The 20,022-nt window shown below is 72.5% G+C and carries 28 protein-coding genes; 12 read left to right on the top strand and 16 right to left on the bottom strand.

Annotated features, from left to right (window positions below; translation table 11 throughout):
* Positions 1-24: 24 nt before the first annotated feature.
* The 16 genes from BLW14_RS33350 to BLW14_RS34740 all read right to left on the bottom strand — a co-directional run bounded on the left by BLW14_RS33350 (position 25) and on the right by BLW14_RS34740 (position 12,925).
* The gene (locus BLW14_RS33350) at positions 25-567 is read right to left on the bottom strand and encodes a hypothetical protein (protein WP_093711102.1); all 543 of its coding nucleotides are present in this window, start codon (positions 565-567) and stop codon (positions 25-27) included.
* Between the two features lie 35 nt (positions 568-602).
* Positions 603-1,241 (bottom strand): hypothetical protein, encoded by a 639-nt coding sequence (locus BLW14_RS33345; RefSeq protein WP_093711101.1) that lies wholly within the window; start codon positions 1,239-1,241, stop codon positions 603-605.
* A 36-nt stretch (positions 1,242-1,277) separates the two neighbouring features.
* On the bottom strand, positions 1,278-1,415 hold the full coding sequence (locus tag BLW14_RS34745; RefSeq protein WP_177154262.1) for a hypothetical protein: 138 nt from the start codon (positions 1,413-1,415) through the stop codon (positions 1,278-1,280).
* 27 nt (positions 1,416-1,442) lie between these two features.
* Positions 1,443-1,655, bottom strand: a complete 213-nt coding sequence (locus BLW14_RS33340) for a hypothetical protein (protein ID WP_143052043.1) — start codon at positions 1,653-1,655, stop codon at positions 1,443-1,445.
* A gap of 161 nt (positions 1,656-1,816) precedes the next feature.
* Positions 1,817-2,329 carry a hypothetical protein gene (locus tag BLW14_RS33335; RefSeq protein ID WP_093711099.1) on the bottom strand — a complete coding sequence of 171 codons (513 nt, stop codon included), beginning with the start codon at positions 2,327-2,329 and terminating at the stop codon, positions 1,817-1,819.
* A 115-nt stretch (positions 2,330-2,444) separates the two neighbouring features.
* On the bottom strand, positions 2,445-2,795 hold the full coding sequence (locus BLW14_RS33330) for a hypothetical protein (RefSeq protein WP_093711098.1): 351 nt from the start codon (positions 2,793-2,795) through the stop codon (positions 2,445-2,447).
* A gap of 92 nt (positions 2,796-2,887) precedes the next feature.
* Positions 2,888-3,781, bottom strand: coding sequence for a deazapurine DNA modification protein DpdA family protein (locus BLW14_RS33325; protein WP_256333062.1), 894 nt, complete (start codon positions 3,779-3,781; stop codon positions 2,888-2,890).
* Positions 3,782-3,924: 143 nt separating this feature from the next.
* Entirely contained in the window at positions 3,925-4,497 is a 573-nt protein-coding gene (locus tag BLW14_RS33320; protein WP_093711097.1) for a hypothetical protein, read from the bottom strand.
* Positions 4,498-4,573: 76 nt separating this feature from the next.
* Entirely contained in the window at positions 4,574-5,674 is a 1,101-nt protein-coding gene (locus BLW14_RS33315) for a phosphoadenosine phosphosulfate reductase domain-containing protein (protein WP_218137715.1), read from the bottom strand.
* A gap of 87 nt (positions 5,675-5,761) precedes the next feature.
* Complete coding sequence (locus BLW14_RS33310; RefSeq protein ID WP_093711096.1) at positions 5,762-6,211, bottom strand: hypothetical protein; 450 nt, start codon at positions 6,209-6,211, stop codon at positions 5,762-5,764.
* Positions 6,212-6,281: 70 nt separating this feature from the next.
* Positions 6,282-7,637 carry a hypothetical protein gene (locus BLW14_RS33305; RefSeq protein WP_093711095.1) on the bottom strand — a complete coding sequence of 452 codons (1,356 nt, stop codon included), beginning with the start codon at positions 7,635-7,637 and terminating at the stop codon, positions 6,282-6,284.
* Positions 7,638-7,734: 97 nt separating this feature from the next.
* Positions 7,735-8,157, bottom strand: a complete 423-nt coding sequence (locus BLW14_RS33300) for a hypothetical protein (protein WP_093711094.1) — start codon at positions 8,155-8,157, stop codon at positions 7,735-7,737.
* A gap of 167 nt (positions 8,158-8,324) precedes the next feature.
* Positions 8,325-9,344, bottom strand: a complete 1,020-nt coding sequence (locus BLW14_RS33295) for a hypothetical protein (RefSeq protein ID WP_093711093.1) — start codon at positions 9,342-9,344, stop codon at positions 8,325-8,327.
* 90 nt (positions 9,345-9,434) lie between these two features.
* Positions 9,435-9,797, bottom strand: coding sequence for a hypothetical protein (locus tag BLW14_RS33290; RefSeq protein ID WP_093711092.1), 363 nt, complete (start codon positions 9,795-9,797; stop codon positions 9,435-9,437).
* A gap of 96 nt (positions 9,798-9,893) precedes the next feature.
* A complete protein-coding gene (locus BLW14_RS33285) occupies positions 9,894-10,739 on the bottom strand; it encodes a hypothetical protein (protein ID WP_093711091.1) in 846 nt (281 codons plus the stop codon).
* A gap of 203 nt (positions 10,740-10,942) precedes the next feature.
* Positions 10,943-12,925, bottom strand: coding sequence for a hypothetical protein (locus tag BLW14_RS34740; protein ID WP_093711090.1), 1,983 nt, complete (start codon positions 12,923-12,925; stop codon positions 10,943-10,945).
* Between the two features lie 261 nt (positions 12,926-13,186).
* Here BLW14_RS34740 and BLW14_RS33275 point away from each other — a divergent pair, with 261 nt between their 5' ends.
* From BLW14_RS33275 to BLW14_RS33220, 12 genes are all read left to right on the top strand, one after another.
* Entirely contained in the window at positions 13,187-13,474 is a 288-nt protein-coding gene (locus tag BLW14_RS33275) for a hypothetical protein (protein WP_093711089.1), read from the top strand.
* 145 nt (positions 13,475-13,619) lie between these two features.
* A complete protein-coding gene (locus BLW14_RS33270) occupies positions 13,620-14,129 on the top strand; it encodes a hypothetical protein (protein WP_093711088.1) in 510 nt (169 codons plus the stop codon).
* A gap of 97 nt (positions 14,130-14,226) precedes the next feature.
* Positions 14,227-14,673, top strand: a complete 447-nt coding sequence (locus BLW14_RS33265; protein WP_093711087.1) for a hypothetical protein — start codon at positions 14,227-14,229, stop codon at positions 14,671-14,673.
* Positions 14,674-14,738: 65 nt separating this feature from the next.
* Positions 14,739-14,975 carry a hypothetical protein gene (locus BLW14_RS33260; RefSeq protein ID WP_093711086.1) on the top strand — a complete coding sequence of 79 codons (237 nt, stop codon included), beginning with the start codon at positions 14,739-14,741 and terminating at the stop codon, positions 14,973-14,975.
* Between the two features lie 186 nt (positions 14,976-15,161).
* The gene (locus BLW14_RS33255; protein ID WP_093711085.1) at positions 15,162-15,599 is read left to right on the top strand and encodes a hypothetical protein; all 438 of its coding nucleotides are present in this window, start codon (positions 15,162-15,164) and stop codon (positions 15,597-15,599) included.
* Between the two features lie 78 nt (positions 15,600-15,677).
* Positions 15,678-16,214: a hypothetical protein gene (locus BLW14_RS33250; RefSeq protein WP_093711084.1), complete on the top strand. Its 537-nt coding sequence runs from the start codon at positions 15,678-15,680 to the stop codon at positions 16,212-16,214.
* A 97-nt stretch (positions 16,215-16,311) separates the two neighbouring features.
* Positions 16,312-16,785 (top strand): hypothetical protein, encoded by a 474-nt coding sequence (locus tag BLW14_RS33245; protein WP_093711083.1) that lies wholly within the window; start codon positions 16,312-16,314, stop codon positions 16,783-16,785.
* A gap of 133 nt (positions 16,786-16,918) precedes the next feature.
* Positions 16,919-17,338 (top strand): hypothetical protein, encoded by a 420-nt coding sequence (locus BLW14_RS33240; RefSeq protein ID WP_093711082.1) that lies wholly within the window; start codon positions 16,919-16,921, stop codon positions 17,336-17,338.
* A 56-nt stretch (positions 17,339-17,394) separates the two neighbouring features.
* Complete coding sequence (locus BLW14_RS33235; RefSeq protein WP_093711081.1) at positions 17,395-17,637, top strand: hypothetical protein; 243 nt, start codon at positions 17,395-17,397, stop codon at positions 17,635-17,637.
* 117 nt (positions 17,638-17,754) lie between these two features.
* On the top strand, positions 17,755-18,585 hold the full coding sequence (locus tag BLW14_RS33230; protein ID WP_093711080.1) for a hypothetical protein: 831 nt from the start codon (positions 17,755-17,757) through the stop codon (positions 18,583-18,585).
* 68 nt (positions 18,586-18,653) lie between these two features.
* Positions 18,654-19,505 (top strand): hypothetical protein, encoded by an 852-nt coding sequence (locus BLW14_RS33225; RefSeq protein ID WP_093711079.1) that lies wholly within the window; start codon positions 18,654-18,656, stop codon positions 19,503-19,505.
* A 67-nt stretch (positions 19,506-19,572) separates the two neighbouring features.
* Entirely contained in the window at positions 19,573-19,956 is a 384-nt protein-coding gene (locus tag BLW14_RS33220; protein ID WP_093711078.1) for a hypothetical protein, read from the top strand.
* Positions 19,957-20,022: the final 66 nt, after the last annotated feature.

Here is a 20,022-nt window from a genome sequence, read left to right as displayed (position 1 = left end):
GGCAGTTCACCGAGTTGCCAGCTGTCAGGCGATCTCCATTCCGGCGTGGCACGCGCCGTGGTCCCAGCCCTCGGCGACGGGGTAGCCGCAGAAGCACGTCCCCTCGATCGCGGGCCACCCGCGCATGCGGCGCTGCAGGGCGACCATCAGCTCAGTGCGGTGAATCCACCCGTGCTCACCGACCATGTCCAGGAGCTGCCCCAGACCACGGTCGTACGCGTCGAACGCCACGTCCCCGTTCGGCACCGGCCCGCGAGTCGCCTCCCAGGCGAGGAGCGTGCCGGTCTCCTCCTCGCGCCGGGCCGCGAACCCGTAGATCCGGCTGCACCGCATCTCGTCGAGCTCGTCCAGGCGCCAGATGCTCCGCTCGGCGTCCTGCCACCAAGTCGACTGAAAGAGCAGGTCCGACCAGTGCTCCACCGGCTGCCGGCGGCCGAGCTCGTCGAAGAAGAAGACGAAGTCGTCATCAGCGCGTACGGGCGTCCCGGGGGTGTGCCAGACGTCGCCGGTGTGGCAGTCGCCCGGGTCGTAGTAGTCGGTCAAGCCGACGCCGAACCAGTCACCCACGGCGCTGCCTCCTGCCGTACCCGCCCTCGACTGCCTTACTGGCCATCGGGCGACCTCCTGCCCACGCGGCGGTGCAGGTCCTCGCGGGCGGCCTGCCAGTCCTCGGCGCTGGGCGGCAGGATCTGCAGCGCGCCGAGGACGGCCCGCAGGATCGTGCCCGGGTCGGCCCCAGGCTCCCCCGCGGCGCCCTCGATTGCGTGCCACGCCCGGTCGTGCTCGGCCGGGGTGAGCACGTGCGGCTTCTGCTCGCCTGCGGCTATGCGCTGCTGCGCGAACTGCGCGGTCATGGCGAGCGCCTCGCGCAGCTCCGGGAGCCGGCCGGTGAGGACGACGACGCGCACCGCGGCGGCCTCGTCGTCGTCGTTCGCCTGCCGGGATACCTCGAAGGTGGTCCACGCACTGCCCGGCAGCACGGTCAGGGTGTCGCCCGTGTAGTCGGTGACGTGGTGCGCCTGGCCCTCGCCGAGGGCGGCGCGGAGGCTGGCGGCCTGCTCGAGCGACAGCCACACGGCCGCGGTGTCGCCTCCGGCCGCGAGGTTCTCGGCCTCCACCCACACGTACGGCTGCCCGTTCCCATCGACCGCGGTGCGCAGGAGCAGGCGGTGGTTCTGGCCGTCGACGTAGCCGTACGGGTAGATCAGCCGGCTGGGCTCGGCCGGGGTGGTGCTGGGCATGGGCTTCTCCTAGTGCGGTGGTAATCAGGCGGACGGTCAGGCGCAGGCGGGGCGGGGGACGGACAGACCGGGCAGCTCGAGCGGCCACGGCCGGCGGCGGGCGTACTCGGTGCGGTCGGCCCTCCAGCGGCCGCTGTTCGGCTTGCTGCGGCGGGGCGTGACGTTCCAGCGCATGGCGGTGCCTCTCTGGGCGTGTGATGGTCAAGCGGCTTGGGTGTCGTTCGGGTCGGGCACGATGCGCAGGTGACGCGGGCGGGACTCCTTGCGCGCCCGGGCCCGCTCGGCGGACCGTTCGAGCGCCACCGCGGCGGACCGGGCGCGCTTGCGCTGGGAGGCGGCATCCGGCAGACGCCAGTCGGATTGGGCCTCGGCCAAGGCGGCGCGGCGCGCGGCCTGCTGGTCCTGCGTTGTCATCAGAGGGCGTTGAGGGCGGGTCTCGCCGACAGGGTCACCGAATCTGCCAGTAGGGATGGCCTCGGCCATGAGGCGTTCATATGGCGTCATCTCGCATCTCCTGCCGGCGGAACGGTGTGGTGGGACGGGAGCCGGGTGTGTGGCGGCGCCCGGCCGGTGGGCTACTTCTCCATGGCCTCGGGGGCGCGACTGCACGTGCACGTGTGGCCGCACCGCTCGCAGTCCTCGCAGAGCGCGTGCGGGCAGCAGCCGCACGGCAGGCGGCGGGTGGGCGGCAGCGTGCAGCGGTGCGCCGTGTCGTCCTCGGCGGCCGTGTCGACCTGGTTCAGGCGGGCCACGGCGGCGCGTACGGCCTCCGGGTCGGCGAGCGCCTCGGCCCGCACGGCGGCCTCGTGCTCGTCGAGCAGCGCCTTTGCCTGGACGTGGAGCACGGGCCCGCCGGCCGCGGGGGCAACGAGGTGGTTGAAGATCGGGCGGCGCGTCTCCCGGGACGCGGGCTGCGGCGCGGCGACCAGCTCGTCGGCCTGGTGGTCGAGCCACAACGCGGACGTGAGAACGCCCGTGTGCGTCATGTCGTGCGAGGTGGCCGGGAGCTGCAATTCCATTGCGCGTAGGAACCGGGCGGCCTGGCGCAGGGTGCTGATGTCCTTCGCGGTGAAGACGACGGGGTCCATCGGTGTCCTTTCAGGGGCGTTGCGGTGTCGCCGGGCGCATGGAGGAACGTCACGCCGCGGCAGGCTGTGTCAGAACGGGGGCGGGGCAGGCCCAGAGGGGCCCGGTGGGGAGCTGCTACGCGTCCGGGTCGTGCCGGTCGACGATCGCGGCGAGGTCGATCTCCTCGACCATGGCGGCGAAGTCCAGTGCCCCGTATTCGTCTACGGGGTAGCCGTCGAACTCGCCGGCCTCGGGCTCGGCCGGCCCGAAGAACTGCTCACCGCACAGGGCGACGTCACCGGGGAGGGCCGCGTCGATGGCGGCGCGGTACTCGGCCTTCATGCGGTCCAGGGCGCCGGTGTCGGCGAGCATCGCGCGCCAGTCCGGGGCGCCACCGTCGACCACGGCGTCGACGTCGGCGTCGGGGCCGGTGGAGTACAGATTCACCTTGGTGGTCCAGGTGCCGTAGATGCGCGTGGCGGTCATCGGGGGTTCCTCATTTCGTGGTTGGGGCCGGTGCTCTCCGGCCCGAAGGGGGGCGGGGCGCCCGTGCGGGGCGCCCCAGGGGCCTGCCGAGGTCAGGCGGCGAGCAGGAGCTGCGGGTCGTCCGGCAGGGAGTTGAGGAGCGCGTTACGCCAGGCGATGGCGTACTTCGGGCAGTTGCCGCAGTGGACGTGCTTGCCGACGCATTCGGGCATCGGGGCCCGGTTCACGGCGTTGTACGACCAGGCCATGGAGTCGCTGCTGTAGAGCTGGTGGGCGACGCGTCGCAGGCCGGTCTTTTTGAAGCCGAACCCGTGCAGGCGGATGCCCATCCCCCAGATCGTTTCGATGATCCGGGCGGCCTCGTCGGTCTGCTGCAGGCGGCACACGGAGCCGATGCCGACGACCGGTTCGAGCGTGAGGTCTACGCCGACCTGGTCGTACAGGTCGATGCACCGCAGGTAGTCGTCGAGGGTGCGGCCCTGGATCACGGGCATCCACGGGAGCTCGGCGTCGAGGCTCATCAGGTTGAGGAACGACGCAACGGTCTTGAGCTGGTGATCGGCGATCGTGAGGCCGGTCTTCGCGAGGATCTCGTCCTCACACATCCAGTCCTGGATCGCGCAGGCGTCCATCAGGCCGGTCTCGTCGTAGTACCGGCGCGCCGCCGCGGCGTAGTAGTACGGCGACACCGTCCAGCGGCCGTACTTCGACAGCTCCGTGAAGCCGCCGGAGTCGAGCATCCAGGGAGTGACGGCGCGCGGCAGGGTCTTGCGGCCGTCGAGCCGCTGGTGGGCGACGCACAGCGGGATGCAGTCGTTGCCGAACTCTTCGCGGGCGAGCCAAGACGGCTGGTGCGTGCCCAGGTACGTCACCCGGTCGAGGTCGGCGAACCACCGACGCTCGGCGTACACCGGAGCGGGACGCTTTTCCTTGGGCTTAGCGTTCGCCGTGATGGCGGGGACGTCGAAAAGAACGGCTGCGGACATGGTGTTCCTCGCTTCGCTGGTTCGCCGGTGGTTGCTCTCCACCAACACCAGGAATAGTACACCAAGGGAAATCCGCCGGGGTAGGGAACGGCAGAAAAAAGCGGGAGCCGCCCACCAGGACGACCCCCGCCGTGCGGGCCGGCTCAGCCCTCCGGGGTCAAGAACACCAGGGGGCGCCCGTCCGCGTAGCGCAGCCGCAACGTCCGCCCGTGCGCGTGCCGGTCCAGCCGCATCCCCTTCTCTGCGAGCGCCTCGGCCACCCGGCGCGTCACCTCGTCGCCGGGCACGGCCTGGTCCTCGACGACTTCGCCGACCGTGACCCGGTACGCCGCGCCCTGGTCGATGATTTGGGCTGCGATACCGGCACGCTGGCTCTCCGAGTACACCGGCTGGCCCACGGCCTCCCGGAGCCACTCCCGCGACGGCAAGGCGGGCAGGCCCAGGACGTCCGTCCAGCCGTCCGTCAGCCACACGGTGGTGTTCTCGACGGGACGCCACTTGCGGGTGGCGGGCCGGCCGTCCATGCGGAGCCGCTCCCCCGTCACGTGCACAGTGTGGGACGCCGGGTCGGACGTCATGCGGGCCTCGGTGATCCGGAGCTGGTACGGGCGGGCGTTCGGGATCCCCGACAGGGCCTCCGTCACCGTGATGGTCCGGCCCACCAGGGCGCGCACCGCCTCCGGCTGCTCGTCGAGGTCCTGGTGCTGTTCGGGCATCGTCGTCTCTCCATCGGAAGGGGTCGGGGGTCAGTCTGCCCGCGCCGGACCGGGCCCGGCGCGGGCATGGGGAAGATCAGGCGGCCAGGCTGTACAACGCCACCTGACGGACGCGGTACTTCGTCGCTGCGGCCTGGCCGATGTGCACTGCCATCGCGGTTCCGGCCGGCGGCCGCGCGGCGGGGCCCTCGGCCTCCTCGAGCGCCTGGGCGCGCCGGATGATCTCCGCCATGCTCAACCCCTTCTTGAAGTCGGCGCCGACCACCACTTCGGTCCGGGCGTACGCCGCGGCGAGCTCCGGCACCCGACGGGCACCGTTCACCAAGTCGCTGTTGCACCCCAGGACACAGAACACGCAGCTCAGGCGCCGGTTTCCCCAGTCGTACGCCGGGTGGTAGGGCAGACGCGACCGGGCTATCTCCGCCCACACCTTCCGGTCGCTCCATGCGTGGATCGGCCGCCAGGTGGTGACGTGCCGCTTCCCGTTGCTCGCTCCGCGGTTGACCTCCACCTCGGCGAGCTGCGCCCGCGCGGTGCTCTCCGCGGCCCGCTGGCCGATGCACTCCAGGATGAGCACGGGGCGGCCCAGGTCGCCCAGCTCGTCGACGAGCCGGGTGTAGAGGGTCCGGATCGGGCCCCTTTTCGCGTCCGGGGTGCACCAGCGTGCTGCGCTCGACGGCCAAGCCGGGGCGACCTTCGCCGTGGCCGGGTCCTCGCCGCGCTCGCGCGCCTCCTCCTCGGCCTTCGCCTTGAGCTTGCCGTACCGGATCTCGACGCGGTCGAGGAGATCGGCGCCCTTCGCCTGGACCACCTCGAACCGGGGGACTCCGGCGAGCGCCGCCTGGAGCTCGGCGAGCTCGCGCGTCCCCTCCCACTCGACCCGGCCCAGGTCCGCGTGGACGACGACGACCTTGTGCAGCATCCCCAGGGCCTTCGCGCGCCGCACGACGTACGAGAGCATCGCTTGCGAGTCCTTGCCGCCGCTGCTCGAGATGACGATCCAGTCCGCGTTGAGGATCATCTCGTCCGGCACGGTCGTCGACGGCTCGAGGGGGACGGACGGGTGCACGCGGCTCGTCCGCTTCCGCTTCGGCTTGGTCTTCGCCGGCGCGGCGGCCGCGGGGGCTTCCTGGAGCGTCTGGATGTCGGGGAGGTCGAACAGGGGCACGGTCTGCATGGCGGGGTCCTCAAGGGCGTGGAGCGGGCGGAGAAGGGGCGGAGAGGCCGGGGCGCAGCGTGGGAGCTGCGCCCCGTGGGCGGGTGGTCAGCGGTACCAGCGGCCGAACTGGTTGCGGGCGGTCACGTACTGCTCCGCGTACTCCTTGTCGCACCACTCGCTCGGGGGCAGCGCGTAGCGGACGACCGCGCCGAACCGGCACGTGGATACGACGGTCGCCGTGTCGCCGTCGTCCAGGGTGATCACGTCGCCGGGCTCCAGCCCCAGATAGTCCGGCGTGGTCACGCTGGCCTCGGTCCGCCACCAGGCGCCCCACGCCTTCGGCCCGGGCGGGGACACCGGGAGCGGCGGGAACTGGTCGCCGGGCCGGTGGTCGACGAGCGCGGCCGTGTTCGCCTTCGGGCTGTAGAGGTGCTCCCGGTCGTACGCGGCGGGAACACTCGACACGGGCAGCTCCCCCAGGGCGAGCGGCGCCCGATGGAGCTTGGCGGCCGGCTGCGGAGCGGTCGGGACGTCGAACAGGGCGATGGTCTGCATCGGGTGGTCCTCCAGGGCGTGAGACGGGTGGGGCCGGGGCGTACGGGCTGCGCCCCGGCCGGGGGAGCTGCTAGACGCTGTGGGGCGTCGGAGGCGTGAGGATGAGCCGCGCCAGACGCTCCTGGCCGGTGTGGTCGCGCTCCTGGAACTCCTGCACGGTCCAGCCGGCCATTCGGAACAGGGCGGCGTATTCGAGGGTGACCCGCTCTTGCTCGTCGGCCAGCTCCTTCCGCCCGGCGGCCGGCCGGTGCTCGGCGAGGAACTCGAGGACCACCTCGCCGGTCTCGCGGCGCGGGTCCAGGTAGGCCCCGGCGCTCAGGCACCGGTCCCGCTCGTCGAACGCGGCGAGCGGCTGCCCGTCGTGTGTGAGGAGACGGATAGCGGCCTTCACCTGAGGGACGTCAACGCTTCCGGGGAGGCAGCCAAGGGCGCGAGGCGCGGCCTGACGGGCGGTGTCGGCCTCCAGCGCGGCCCGGAGCTCCGGCGGGAGCTCCGATGTGCTGAGGCGCCGGTAGAACAGCCCACCGAGCCTCTTGGCGACCGCCGCAGCCTGGGGGTTCCTCTCCACCTCGGTACGGGCGCCGACCCTGGTCTCGGCCCGCACGCGGGTTACTTCCTGGCCCTTGTCGTCCGTGACGGTCCAATAGTCGGTGGGGTCGCCTTCGGGGGCCGGGGGCAGTGCGGGCAGCTCCTCCAGCGCGGCAAGCGGCACCCGGAGCGCCTTACCGTTCTGCCGGGCGCTGAGCACTTCGACGGTGCCGTCAGCGTCGGGGGCGGAGTTCACGACGACAACGTCCCGCTCCGTGGCGCCCTCCGGCGTGAAGACGGCCGCAGCGCCGAGAGGGTACTTCTGGGCGAGCGCGGCGGCTTCCACGGATACGCTCGGCTGTTCTGGCGGCAGGATGCGGAAACGGTGCCCGTTCTCGGCGGTGAGGGTCGCGCCGGCCGCCATGGCCGCCATGTTGTCGACGCGGGCGTCGTAAGTGTCGCCGAGCCCGTGACGTCCCAGCATCACGGAGCCGAAGTAGGAGAATTGGTTCAGCGGAGTACGGCCACATGCGGCGGCCTTGGCAGTGTCACCGTGGCTCACCGTGACCCAGATACCGCCCTGGGGGGCGCAGACCTGGGCGCGGTAGTTGGTTGCCGGGGCGTCGTGGCCCAGACGGCGGCGCTTTCCCTCGGGCACGCGGGCCGCGAGACGGTCCTTCTTGACACGGCGGCTGTACTCCTCGCCGGTCTCGGTGCTGACCTGGAAAATCCGGAAGAACTTCGGGGAGGCGTCCTCAATCTTAGTGATCTGGTAGACGCTGCCGGAGTTGTACATGAGCTGGTCGCCAACGCTCAGGTCTTGGGCCTCGACGGCGGGCACGCGGCCCACGCCCTGAAGGTGGATCGTGCGGGTGGCGGCGTCGGTGGTCTTGCCCATGGCGGGGTGTCTCCTCGGTGGAGTGGTGGCGAGTTGGGGGAGGGTGCCGGGGCGCGGCGCGTACGGTCGCGCCCCGGCGAGAGAGGGACCGGACCGGTCAGGCGACGTCGGTGACGTCGTAGTAGGCCGACAGGCCCTTGCCGAGCCGCTCGGCGGGCAGGTCGAGCGTCGGGCGCTCGTACTCGGCGCGCACCGCCCGCTCGTACGTCACCTCAGCCATGGCGCGGTTGCCGTGGTCCGAGACGCTGATACGCCGGATCGACCAGAAGTCGACGGCGTAGCGCTGCGTGCGGGTGACGGGGTCGGTGTACTCGACGAACCGGACGGCCAGGACGGGCTTCCGGTCGGCGCCCTTGATGACGGACTCCCGAAGCACGTTGCCGCCCGCGATGTTGAACAGGTAGGCGTCGTGCTGCTCGGGGATGACGTCGGTGGTGCTGGGGGCGCCGATCACGGACCGCATGGGCCCGTACTGCGCGGAAAGCTGCGGCAGGGGCTTCGCAGCCAGGGCAGCGTTCATGGGGGTGTTCCTCCTTCGTTGGTTGCGGCGGGTTGCTCTCCCGCCAACAAGAAGAATAGTACACCCAGGGGAATCTAGGGAAGGGGTAGCCCAGGTGAAACCAGGGATTCGCACCCCTGGATTCACCCGGGCTTAGCGTTCGGGGTGGTCCCGACTCCGGGGAGCTGTCAGGCCGCGGGGACGTACCGCCGGCGCTCCGGGTTCACCTTCGGCCACATGGCGGCCGCGATGCCCGGGTTGAAGTGCTCCACCTGCTCCCGGCTGATCGCAACGTGCGTTGTCCCGTCGGGGAACCGGGCCGCCACGGGCACGCGCTCACGGGGCGCGCGGCGCGGCTTCACCGGCCGGGGCGGGGGCACCACCAGCGCGGGCCGGGCCTCCGAGACGGCGAACAACGCCCCCTGTCCGTCCAGGGCGCACCGCTCGGCGTCCGCCTCGTCGGCTTCCTGCGCGCACGCCGCGTCGACCTGCCGGAACAGCTCCTCGCGCTCCTCCTCCAGGCGCTGCTCCTCGAGCCGGGCCGCCTCGGCGCGGACCAGGCGTTCCGCCTCGGCGACGGCCGCCGGGACCATGCGCGCCTCCTGGGCGGTCATGGCCTCCTCGTCGGCCCGCTCGAGGTCGACTCCGCCCGCGGCGGCCCGTACCTCCTCGGCGACGGCCCCGTACTGCTCCCACAGCGGCCGGGAGCTGTCCCGCTCCCCCACGGGCCGCGTACGGGCGTCCAGACCCTGCACCAGGGCCCGCAGGACGTCCGCCCGGAACTCCCGAGACCGCACGCGCATGGTGGACGCGTCCTCGTACTCCAGGAACGGCTCACCGGCCACGGAGCGCTTCCACGCGCCGAACGCGCGGACTGCTCGCGTCGCCAGGGCCTCCACCTCGTCGAGGACACGCTCGAGGGCGACCAGGTACCGGGCGACCGCTCGAGCTCCGCCCTGCACCGTCAGGCGCCGCTCGTCGGGCCCGCCGTACCGCTCATCGCTCCCGCACATCTCCTTGTAGTACGACCACCTGGGGTTCAGGGCGAACGGGGTGGACGCCTCCACGCCGTGGACGTCGGCCAGGGCCCACGCCACGTCGTGGTGTTGCTTCGCCCGGCGCTTCGACGCAGTCGGGAACACCAGGTCGACGGTGAACCGGCCGGGGGCCGACTCGTACGGGCGGGGGATCTCTACGTACGCGCTCACGCGCTTGTTCCTCTCCTTCGGGTTGCGGCGGTAGCTCTCCGCCGCAGGGGACCGGCCCACGGGGTGCGGGCCGGGGATCACGGGGCCGGCTCAGCGGCCGAACAGCACGCGGACGAGCCAGCACGGGCGGCGGCGCTGCTCGCGACGTCCTCGGCGCACGTAGGCCCGGATCATCGCGGCCACCACCTCCGGGTTCGGCGACTCGTGCCAGTGCAGGCGAACCCACACGCCGTCGCGCAGCTCCCCGTATGGGCGCTCGAGGAACAGGGAGGCGCCGCCGTCCTTGTACCGCCAGACCATCCAGACGTGGTCCGTGTCGTACCGGCGGGCGTAGACCTCGGCCGGCGGCGCGGGCGGCAGCTCCAAAAGCTCGGCGACCGCGTCGGTGAACGCGACGAACGTACGGGTGGGCTCGGCAGGCAGGTGGGAGCGGAGCCACGGGGGCATGGGCATGTCGGGGCTGGGCCTTCCTGGGAGCGCCCCGCCGCGTCTGGACGCACTCGGCGACCAGGACGACGGCGACAGGGCGGGAGAACGGGACTGGGGGCGTCAGGAGACGGCCGGGGACTCCACGGCCGCCGGGGGTGCTACGTCCAAGCGGAGATCGCACCGCGTCGCCGTCTTACGGCTCATCACCCGCCACGCCGTCCAGCCCGCCGCACGGAACGCTGCGGCGACGTCGTCGAGAGCCTGGTTACGGGCACCCCGCACACGGCGGACGTCACGGGACCGCATGCCCCGCTCGTCTTGGGCGCCGTCGATGAACCACGTCACCTCGAGCGTCCAACCCGTGTAGGTCCACAGAAACGCACCCTGCGGCCCCTGCGGGCTGTGCCAGTCGCGGTACAGCATCTTGCGCCCGGGGACCGTGGCCACCGGCACCCTGGCCGCGCGCAGGATTTCCAAGGCCGCGACCACGCTCGGGTGGCCCGCGTACTCCGGGAGCGACCCGACTCCGTCCGGCTCCGGCTCGTCCCACAGACGGATGGAGACCGGCTCGGCACCACTCAGACGGTGCGGAGGCAGACGCCGCGACAGACGCACGGAGATCGCCTCGACCAGCACGCGGTCATTGCCGCGCGGGTCCAGCTCGCCGCCGTCGGAGATGCTGTCGCGCAGCGCGTGCACCTCGTCGCCGCCCATGTGGTGGAGCTGCTCCCGGATCGCCCAGTACCGCTCATCATCGGTGAGGACGACGCGGACCCCCTCGGCCCCGGCGCCGGCCCGGATCAGCCGACGCACCGTCACCGGGTTCGCCTTCCCCGCCTCCGTGTCGGCGTGCAGCTTCATCACGGTGTCCACCAGGCCGCCGGTCACAACACAGGCGTTGTCCTGCTGCGCCGCAGCGATGACCAGACGCGCCATCTCGTCGGCGCGCTCAAGGGGGGTCAACATCGGGGGTTCCTCACTTCGTTGGTTGGGCCCGGCGTGCTCTCGCCGGGCAGTGGGCCGCGCGGAGACGGCTTGCGTCGCCCCAGAGGGAACGGGGCAGGTGACGCGGGTTCCTGGACTTTCTGGACCGTCCACACGCGCGCGGGCGCGTATGGGGCCTCGAGGGCGCCGCCCGACCCGATCCGGCCGGGCGGCGCCGGGCGGGGTCAGTGGTGCGCGGCGTCCTTGTACGTGACGGGTACGTCCACGCGGAGCATGGACCCGATCACCTTGCGCGCGTTGTCGGCGGGGCTCTGGCGGCCGTCGACCCTGCGGAACTTGACGACGATGGGCGGGTGCGCGGGGAGGAACCAGCGGACGTCCCGGATGCCGGCCGTGATGCGGGCGGTGACGGTCCACCCGTTCCCCGTGTCGGGGCGGCAGTCGATGCGTACCTCGGCGGCGCCGTTCTTGAGGGCGTTGGTCTCGTCGGGGGTGGCTCCGAGGTGCATGTAGGCGAGCGCGGCGGCGCGGATGCTGTCGGCGGTGTGTGGCATGTCGGTGCCGTGCATCCGGCGGGCGTGCGGCTGGACGGCCAGGATGGCGGCCCTTGCCCGAACAATGGCGTCCTTTGCGGCACTACGGGCGGCCGTCTTGGCGGCCAGGCTGTGAGCGAACCGCAGGGCCTCCCACGCACCCTCGGCGGTGTCTCGGGCCGCGTGCAGCCTCTCGTGCAGCGCGGGGGGCGCGGCGAGCGGCAGGGTCTCCAAGTGGTGGGCGAGCGTGGACAGGGCGCGCGGCGTCAGGTCGGTGGCCTCCTCGGCGGCCTCACGGGCGGCGTGCGCGGCGAACAGGGGCGCGGCGGCGGGCGGGGGCGTGAGTGCGGTGATGGCCTCGCGGATGAGCGGGTACGCCTCCGGCTTCGGCGGCTTCACCGTGTGGGCGAACACGGCGGCCAGGGCGGCGTCGGTGGGCTCGCCGGTGTTCTGCTCGGCCCACCACTTCGCGGCGAACCCCTCGGCCCAACGGCGGGTCTTCTCGTCGACCGGCGCGGCGGGGGCGGCGTCCTCGACGGGGGCCGGGCCGAACACGGCGTCCAGGGAGGCGCGGGTAACCATCAGGTGCATCTCCGGCGGGTAGGTGCTGCCGGCCGTGCTCTCGTCGTGGCTGCGGAACGTCCAGGAGGGGCGGACCCACGGCGCGCCGGGGGCGCCGACGTAGGCCGTGACGGTGTCGATGGTGCGGGTCTCGCCCATGTGCGCGTGGATCACGTCCATGCCGGGCCGGATCATGTCGGCGCGGACGGGGAGCGCCGTACCGTCGGCGACGGCGGCGAACGTCTCGGCGAGGTAGGCGGCGTGCCCTGCGTCGATGTCGCCGGTCAGCTCGGCGTCCGTGGGGCGCTCCGCCGGGGTGGGGAAGACGTCGCCGGGGGTGGCGGGGCGCAGGTACACGGTCCGGCCGTCGCGGTAGACGATGTGGGCCGTCGACTTGCTCGCGGACATGCGCTTGACGGTCCGCTTCACCTCCGGCTCCATCATCGCGGCGTTGATCTCGTCCAGGGCCTCACGGGTCGGGATGACCTCGGCGGGGCCGTCGTTGGTGATCCGAACGTGCTGGCGCTCGTCGGCGACGGGGGCGGGGGCCTCCTCGGCGGCGGCCGGCTGCACCGGGACGTAGCGGCGGGTCTCGCACACGATGGCCTTGTCGGCGTCCTGGTGGAAGGTCCAGCCACGGAAGCGGCGGTTCTTCACGATGGTGCGGACGTGCGCGGCAGGGATGCCCGCGTGGACCTGGTGGCCGTCGACGAACACGGCGTGCGGGGCGTCGACGACGTCCTCGGGGAAGGGCGCAGCGTCGCGGGCGTACTTGTTGGAGCTGCGCCCCAGGGTGTCGACGGCGGCAGTGACCGCGCGCAGGGTGCGCGCCTTGCGGTGGCCGGCGACGGTCCAGACGGTGGCGTCGGCCAGGCGGCCGCGTGCGCCCTTCTTCTTCGCTTTGGTCCACAGGAGGGTGATGGTGTCGCCCGCGATGGCGCGGCCCAGCTCAGTGCCGGCGTTCGCGGCGGGGACGGGGATCGCGAAGCGCACCACGTAGGAGGTGAGCGTGTCGCGGTCGGTCCTCTCGACCGTCACGGTCAGGCCGAACGCGGCCGCAAGGGTGATGAGTTCGTCCGCGTTCTTGATGCCGGTCGTCTGGGTGTCAGCCATCGGGTGCTCCTCGGTTCGTTGGTTCGGCCGGGGATGCTCGCCCCGGCCCCGCCTTAGTGGCGTGCCTTGAACGTAGCCCCACCCCAGAGGAATAGTCAACCCAGGGAAATATAAAGGGTCTGCGCAGTGCGACTTCCTAGCCGTTCACCTGGGTTTCTTATGGTTTCCTACCTCAGGGGGTTGCGCTGAATTTCCCTTGGTGTACTGTTCTTCTTGTCGCCCCGGAGAGCACCGGGGCCAACCAACGAAGCGAGGAACACCATGGCCGTCACCCTGGACAAGACCCCCCAACTCCACCTCTTCATCGCGGTTGTCACCGACGCGGGCACCGACCGTGCCGCCGTTCACCACCTCGGAGTCACCACCGACTCCGGCTACGACAACCAGGTGGCCCGCGCCTGGGCCGTGAAGGACGCCGTCCCCGGCTCCGCCGTTCACCTCGTGGTCGCCCGGGACCGCTCCGCCGGGTTCCGCGAGGCCCTTAACGGCGACAGCGCCGACTTCCTTATCAACCCGTTCTTCATGACGGACAGCGCCGTTACGGCCTGACCCCCAGACCGCACCGCCCGCCGCCACCCCCGGCGGGCGGTGCGCCCCGCCCCTGGGCCGGCTGTCCGCCGGAACGGGCGCAGGGCGCACCGCCCACGGCCCCGGAGAGCAACCGGGACCGCACCAACCAGCGAAGGAACACCCCATGCCGCGCTTCCCCCGTCTCGCCCGCCTGCTGGCCCGCCGCCCCCGCCCGGCGTCCCTGCTCGCCGTCGGTACCGCCGTGATCATCCTGGGCGCCGCAGGCACCATCGCAGCGTCCGACGCCACCCCGGCCGACTTCGCCCCGAAGAGCGACGCCGTCACCACGTACAACGACGGCTGGATCGACGGGCGCGCCGACCTGATGGGCGACGACAACCGAGACGGCCGGGTCGACGAGGACGAGACCGGGTGGGACTGCGCCACGATGGGCAACCGCGAGTGCGGCCCCGGCGTCCCGCCGCAGTGCAAGGGCGAGGCCGAGTACGCCGACCTGTGCGCGACCGTGGCCAAGCGCCCCGCGTACGCCTGGACGGACAACGACGGCACCCCGCACACCGTCGCTGCCGGCCGGAAGCTGCTGACCCGCATCGACGCCGTCCCGGGCACCGAGGAGTTTGGCGCCGCCCTGTTCGCCCTCGACGCCCAGTGGTTCGAGCACAACCAGCCGTGACCCGGCCGCCGCACCCCTGACCCCCGCAGCTCCCCGCCGGGACGCGCCGCCCGCGTGCGCCCCGGCCCCCGCACAGCACACGAGAGGACCCCACGTCATGGCCCGGAAGATGAGCGCCACCGAGCGAGCCGCACGCGACGTCGTGAACAAGTACGTCCGCGCCGTCCTGATGGAGCGCGGGCAGGCCAACCGCGCGATCCGCGACGGCCTGCACATCGCAGAGACCACCGTCCGCACGGAGTACATGCAGCGCGGATGGGGATCCGCCCTCTACTACGGGCAGAAGGTCGCCGCCGCCCGCGAGGAGTTCAACGCCGCCGCGCCCGGCTCCATCGCTCAGCGCATGAAGGGGGGACGTCTGCTGGTCACGGAGATCTATGCGGCCGTGTTCGCGGTCGTGGAGGCCGAGGAGGGCCCGCGCGAGGGCGCCGAGCGGCTCACCCCGGCCCAGGCCGAGGAGGTCATGGCCACTGTGCGCGACACGGCCCGCGAGATGCGCGAGGAGGCCGCCCACCCGCCCGCCCGCCTCACCGTCGCCGCCTGACAGCTCCCCGCCCCGCCGGGGCGCACCCCGCGCCCCGGCCCCGTTCCCGAGACAGCAGAGACCCCGTGAGCACTGCCACCCGCCCCCAGAGCATCGACTGGGCCACCATGCACCGCGCCGACTTCGACCCGGCCGCCCCGCTCACCCTGGTGGACGCCCAGGCCGTCGCCCGCCGCGTGGAGGCCGCGCCGCACGCGAACGGCACCGACGCCCTGTTCGGGGACGAACCGACCCAGCCGCGCGCCACCCGCACCCGCAGGCCGGCCGCCGTCGCCACGCCCCAGGACGACGCCCTGTTCTAGCCCGCGCGAACAGTAAGCCGGAGGAAACACGTCCGACCCTCCCCAGGGGGGTGGACGCGCTCTCATCTGCGCAAACCCAGGTCCGTGCGGATCATGGCTTCCCCTGCTGGTTTCCCTTGGTGTATTATTCCTCTTGTTGGCGGAGAGCACCGCCGACGAACCAACGAAGAACACGAGGAACACCACATGGCCAGTGCCCGCAGCCGCCGCGCCGCTTCCACCCTCCGCACCCGCACCCGCGCCCAGCGCGAGACCCGCAACGCCATCAAGGCCGTTGCCGCCGGTCCCGCCCCCGCCTCCGCCCACCTGATGGCCGGTGGCGTTACCCCGCTCGTCGCCCACAACTACGCGGCGACCATCACGAAGAAGGCCAAGGGCCTTGACCGTGAGGCAGGCACGGCCACCACCGCGAAGAAGCGCAAGGGAAAGAAGGGCCTGACCGTCTCCCGCACCGGCGACCTCGCCCGCATGAAGCGTCACCGCGTCGTCTCCGTCGCGCTCTGGACCCGCGAGGACATCCGCGCCGTCGCCCTCTCCGGCTTCACCCCGAAGAACGGCCAGGTGGCCGACTTCCTCGCCGCGCTCCGCCTCGGCCGCCCGGCCACCGCCCGCGCCGCCGCCTGACCCCTTCCCAGAACCGCCGGGGCGCGGCCTCCCCCCGCCGCGCCCCGGCCCCTCAACACCCCAGAGACGGAGACCCCCATGTCCACCACCACGGCTCCGGTCGTCAACCAGTACGCCCAGGCCGGCCAGCGCGCCCGCACCGTCGCCGAGATCGCCCGCGACCGGTTCACCACCGACCCCAACATTCGCGCCGCCCTCTACGGCATCGCGGAGCGCCTCGACGCCGCCGCCCGCGAGTTCGACGCCGTTCCGCCCGGCGCGTACGAGCACCTGCCCTTGGAGGCCACCGAGGAGCTGTTCATGGCCGAGCAGATCGCCGTGGAGCACCCGGCCGCCCGGTTCCCCGCCGACCTCGGCGAGTACGTCCTGGTGCCGCTCGTCGACCGCGAACTCCCGCTCCCTCACCGCCTGAACCCGGTCAACCCGGGATTCGAGGAGTTTGGCCGGCGCGAGGCCGAGCAGGCGCACGCGCTGCACCTCCTGCACGACGACGGCCCGCACCAGTGGGAGCGGACGGACGACTGGCTGCGCCAGGTCTTCAAGGTCTGGGAGAAGCGCCTCCGCCTTGAGGCCGAGGTGCACGTCGACAACGCCCGCCCCTGCAACCGCCGCTGACCTGCACGGCCGGGCGGGGGCGTCACAGGAACCCCCCGCCCGGCGTACTACCCGGCGAGAGCACGCCGGGCCCAACCAACGAAGCGAGGAACCCACAATGAGCACCGCCACCGCCCCGGCCGCGTACGAGCCCGCGCCCGGCACGGAGTACCCGTTCAGCATCTCCGACATCGCACGCGCCACGGCGCAGCTCCTCGGTCCCGGCTGGAGCGCCGAGTCCGGCCCCTGGGGCGTCTACGGCGTCATCTCCGGGCACCCGTACGTCGCCGATTTCGTGATCGAGGTGGACTACGAAGGCGACCTCACCATCTCGTACACGGGGTACGAGGACGACAGCCTTCCCGAGTCGCCGGAGCTGCCCGAGGGCGTCGCCGACCGGCCCGGGGGTGTGTACCTGGTGGAGGCGTATGCCGGGGACGGCCTGAAGGCGCTCGCCGAGCGGGCCGCCGCCGCGCTCCGTGCCGTCACCGGCTACGACCCCGCCGCCTGGGACCTCACGTCGTCCGCATCCTGCCAGCACTACATCGACACCGGCCGCTACCTGCGCGCCGGTGACGCCGAGTCGGCTTAGCCGGCACGCCCCCCGCCGCTACGCCCCGGGGCCGGACACACGAGCCGCCCCGGGGCGCGACGCAAGCCCCCACCGCCTGACCACATACCGGCCGGAGAGCACCGCCCGGACATCCGAACGAAGGACACCCACCATGAGCACCACTCCCGCCACCGCCTTCACGTACGAGCAGGTCGAGAAGGCCCTCGGCGAGGGTTTCAACATGGCCGCCGAGGAGTCCGGCGTAGACGTTGAGAACCGAGACTTCGCAGCGACACAGTCGGCGTTCTGGGCATATCTGAACGTCCTCGCCGTGCCGAGGCCGGCTACTCCCCTGCACCCGGTCACGTACGAGACGTACACCCGGGACCAGGTCTCCACCGCGCTGAACCGCGCCGTTGACGACATGGCCGCACGGCTCCACAACGGCGTCGCCGACGACATCGACAACTTCGCGGTCAACGCCGCGCTGACCCTGCTGGATGACCCGGACGCGTCGTTCGCGGACGTCACGTCGGAGTGCTACGGCGAGGACGCCGACGTGGTGTCGGGCTGGCTCGCCGACGCCGCCTGACCGCCCACCCCCGGGGCCGTGCCCACCGCGCGGCCCCTACCCGGAAGGAGCGCCCCATGTCCGTACTGCTCGTCGGCACCTGGGACGGCCCGGTTCTCACGATCACCGAGTCCCACACCGTCAAGGACGGAGAAGAGACGGCGATCGACGCCATCCTCGACGGCCGCGACGTGTGGGCGTACGAGTTCCTGGTCGACGGCCACGCCCAAGCCGTTCAGCGGGCGTACGACCAGGAGGTCGGCCCCGACCTCGAGGGCGACCTGGTGGACGACGTCGCCGGGTTCGAACCGACCCGCTGACCTGTCGCGGCCGACCCCCGCCCCCGGGGCCGGCCGCGACACAAGCCCCACCCGCATGACCACATCACCGGCCGGAGAGCACCGCGCCGGACCGAACCACGAAACGAGGAACACCCCGTGATCTCTGCCGTCACCGAGGCGGCCACCGCCGCGCCGCTCGCCGCCCTCCTGCCCGCCCGCCAGGGCAAGGCGTGGAAGGTCGGCACCGCCCCGCTCTACGGCCCGCGCAACCACGCCGCTACGTCCCGGATCACCGACGGCCGCCGCTCCCTGCTCGTCGTCGAGGAGGGCAACCGCGTCGAGCTGTACGGCGAGCGTCCCGACCTGTTCCCGTACACGCCGGACGTCGTCGTCGACTCCACCGACCCGGCCTCCGTCGCCACGCTCGCCACACGTGCGCTGCGCTGGCTCCTCGCCGACCTGGACGCCGCGACGATCCGGGAGGCCGCCGCCGAGAAGGGGTGGCACCACGTTCTGCACGCCAAGGGCACCGCGCTTACGGAGTTCGGGTTCCACCTGATCGACCAGGGCGTGTCCCCCGCGAGCACGGAGCGCCCCGACGGCCCCGGCATCAAGTGGGCGAGCGCGTCCGGCGCCGAGTGGGGCGTATGGGCGAACGGTGCGGGCTCGAACTACTCGCTGACCTACGAGGGGCCCATGAGTGGCCTGTATGGGGCGCTGCCGGTCCTGCTGCCCGCGCTGCACGGTCACGTCCCCACGGACGCCGGTAGCCCGTTCACGCGCCACCTGACGGACCGCTTCCCGCAGCTCCGCCCAGTCGACGCCGACGAGGTCGAGTTCGGCGGCTACCAGGACCTGCACGGCTGGATCGCGCTTCCCTCCCGCGCCGAGCTCAGCGACCCCGTGACCGACAGCACCCGGGTCTGCGCCCAGGTCGCCCCGGCCGGCGTCGACTTCCTGCTCGCCGCCGCCGCGCACCTGGTCTGACCCTCACCCGCCCGGCCGCGCCCCTGCCCCTCGTACCGGGGCGCGGCCCCCTCGAAAGGCCCCACGACATGACCGCGCCCGTGGCCGCCCCGGCCCCCGTCGCCTGCCCCGCCCGCACCCTCGCCGAGCACGTCGCCGCACTGCTCCCCGCGCGAACCGGCGTCCCCTGGACCGTGGAGCCCTACGCCCCGTGGTGGACCGCCCGGCACCCCGGCGTCCGCCTGGTCCAAGGCGCCCGCGCCCTGGTCCTGGTCGCCAACGGGCACACCTGGAACACCGAGGTCGGGTGGCAGCTCCCCGGCCGTGAGCCGTACCGGCCGGACTTCACGTTCTGCTCCTCCCGCCCGGACGTCGTCGCCCGCGAGATCCTGCGCCTGGTCCTGCCCGTCCTCGACGACGATGCGGCCCGCGCCCGCGAGGACGTCTCCCGCGTCCGGCTGGAGCTGCTCTACGAGATCGGCGCCGCGATGCGCGCCCAGGGCGCAGCGACGTACGAGCGGGGCGGGCTCCTGGTGAACACGTCTACCGTCACCTGGTCCTCGGCCGGCCTGCGCTACTCGGCCACCCTGCACGGCTCCAACCCCGCGTGTGACGTCCAGATAGAGGGTCCGGTGCGCGCCGTCGAGCGGGCCGTGGCCCAGTTCCTGCCTGGCAAGCCGCTCGACCCGAAGACGTGGCCGATGCGCAACGTGCGGGGGCGTCTCGCCCGCCGCATGGCCGCGTTCCTCGCGCAGCGCGTGGACGTGGAGCAGACCGACGCGGGCGGCATCGCGTTCGGGACGCGGCCCGGGGTGTACGGGTACGCCGCGCCCGCCGCCGACCCGGCCGCCCGGGTGCGCGACACCACCCCGGCCTCCGTCGACCTTCACGCCGTCGGCGTTGACTTCCTCGTCTCTCTCGCCCCGTACCTCGCCCGCTGAACGCCCGCACCGCGCCCGGAGCCCCGTCACGGCTCCGGGCGCGTCCCTTCCGAATCGGAGCCACCCTGTGCTGATCCCTGCTAAGCCCGAGCAGCTCGCCGAGCTGGACCGCGCGCTGCGCCCCGGTGCCCCGCCGTCGTTCCCCGTCCTCCTGGACGTCGCCGAGATCCACGCCGACACCGTCGCCGGGCGCCGGACGACCCAGGCCCTGGGCAACTACGCCCGCACCGCGCTGCCGCCGCTGTTGCGCCGACTGTTGGCTGTCGAGACCGCGCTGGTGGCGATGCGCGAGAAGGTCGCCGCGCACATCGCCGCGTACGACCAGGGCGACGACCCGACGGCCCTGGAGCTGCTTGAAGACCTTCGGCGCGCCGGGGTTGACCTGGGGGCCGACGTCGAGGCCGCCGCCGCCGTGATCGAGGCCCAGGCGCGCACCGCCACGTTCGCCTGACCCGCAGGAACAGTCAGCCCGGGGCAATCGACTGGGTATTTCCCCAGTTAGGAGCTTGCTGGATTT

Source organism: Streptomyces sp. 2131.1 (assembly GCF_900105515.1).
In the GTDB taxonomy this organism is placed as follows: Bacteria; Actinomycetota; Actinomycetes; order Streptomycetales; family Streptomycetaceae; genus Streptomyces; species Streptomyces drozdowiczii.
The sequence above is the reverse complement of the archived record's forward strand: the minus strand, read 5'-3'. Positions and strand labels throughout refer to the sequence as shown.

What these genes read in the sequence shown, in the direction of transcription:
- BLW14_RS33345 (WP_093711101.1), bottom strand. Translation starts at nt 1,241, where the DNA reads ATGCCCAGCACCACCCCGGCCGAGCCCAGCCGGCTGATCTACCCGTAC.
- BLW14_RS34745 (WP_177154262.1), bottom strand. Translation starts at nt 1,415, where the DNA reads ATGCGCTGGAACGTCACGCCCCGCCGCAGCAAGCCGAACAGCGGCCGC.
- BLW14_RS33340 (WP_143052043.1), bottom strand. Translation starts at nt 1,655, where the DNA reads ATGACAACGCAGGACCAGCAGGCCGCGCGCCGCGCCGCCTTGGCCGAG.
- BLW14_RS33335 (WP_093711099.1), bottom strand. Translation starts at nt 2,329, where the DNA reads ATGGACCCCGTCGTCTTCACCGCGAAGGACATCAGCACCCTGCGCCAG.
- BLW14_RS33330 (WP_093711098.1), bottom strand. Translation starts at nt 2,795, where the DNA reads ATGACCGCCACGCGCATCTACGGCACCTGGACCACCAAGGTGAATCTG.
- BLW14_RS33325 (WP_256333062.1), bottom strand. Translation starts at nt 3,781, where the DNA reads ATGTCCGCAGCCGTTCTTTTCGACGTCCCCGCCATCACGGCGAACGCT.
- BLW14_RS33320 (WP_093711097.1), bottom strand. Translation starts at nt 4,497, where the DNA reads ATGCCCGAACAGCACCAGGACCTCGACGAGCAGCCGGAGGCGGTGCGC.
- BLW14_RS33315 (WP_218137715.1), bottom strand. Translation starts at nt 5,674, where the DNA reads ATGCAGACCGTGCCCCTGTTCGACCTCCCCGACATCCAGACGCTCCAG.
- BLW14_RS33310 (WP_093711096.1), bottom strand. Translation starts at nt 6,211, where the DNA reads ATGCAGACCATCGCCCTGTTCGACGTCCCGACCGCTCCGCAGCCGGCC.
- BLW14_RS33305 (WP_093711095.1), bottom strand. Translation starts at nt 7,637, where the DNA reads ATGGGCAAGACCACCGACGCCGCCACCCGCACGATCCACCTTCAGGGC.
- BLW14_RS33300 (WP_093711094.1), bottom strand. Translation starts at nt 8,157, where the DNA reads ATGAACGCTGCCCTGGCTGCGAAGCCCCTGCCGCAGCTTTCCGCGCAG.
- BLW14_RS33290 (WP_093711092.1), bottom strand. Translation starts at nt 9,797, where the DNA reads ATGCCCATGCCCCCGTGGCTCCGCTCCCACCTGCCTGCCGAGCCCACC.
- BLW14_RS33285 (WP_093711091.1), bottom strand. Translation starts at nt 10,739, where the DNA reads ATGTTGACCCCCCTTGAGCGCGCCGACGAGATGGCGCGTCTGGTCATC.
- BLW14_RS34740 (WP_093711090.1), bottom strand. Translation starts at nt 12,925, where the DNA reads ATGGCTGACACCCAGACGACCGGCATCAAGAACGCGGACGAACTCATC.
- BLW14_RS33275 (WP_093711089.1), top strand. Translation starts at nt 13,187, where the DNA reads ATGGCCGTCACCCTGGACAAGACCCCCCAACTCCACCTCTTCATCGCG.
- BLW14_RS33270 (WP_093711088.1), top strand. Translation starts at nt 13,620, where the DNA reads ATGCCGCGCTTCCCCCGTCTCGCCCGCCTGCTGGCCCGCCGCCCCCGC.
- BLW14_RS33265 (WP_093711087.1), top strand. Translation starts at nt 14,227, where the DNA reads ATGGCCCGGAAGATGAGCGCCACCGAGCGAGCCGCACGCGACGTCGTG.
- BLW14_RS33255 (WP_093711085.1), top strand. Translation starts at nt 15,162, where the DNA reads ATGGCCAGTGCCCGCAGCCGCCGCGCCGCTTCCACCCTCCGCACCCGC.
- BLW14_RS33250 (WP_093711084.1), top strand. Translation starts at nt 15,678, where the DNA reads ATGTCCACCACCACGGCTCCGGTCGTCAACCAGTACGCCCAGGCCGGC.
- BLW14_RS33245 (WP_093711083.1), top strand. Translation starts at nt 16,312, where the DNA reads ATGAGCACCGCCACCGCCCCGGCCGCGTACGAGCCCGCGCCCGGCACG.
- BLW14_RS33240 (WP_093711082.1), top strand. Translation starts at nt 16,919, where the DNA reads ATGAGCACCACTCCCGCCACCGCCTTCACGTACGAGCAGGTCGAGAAG.
- BLW14_RS33235 (WP_093711081.1), top strand. Translation starts at nt 17,395, where the DNA reads ATGTCCGTACTGCTCGTCGGCACCTGGGACGGCCCGGTTCTCACGATC.
- BLW14_RS33225 (WP_093711079.1), top strand. Translation starts at nt 18,654, where the DNA reads ATGACCGCGCCCGTGGCCGCCCCGGCCCCCGTCGCCTGCCCCGCCCGC.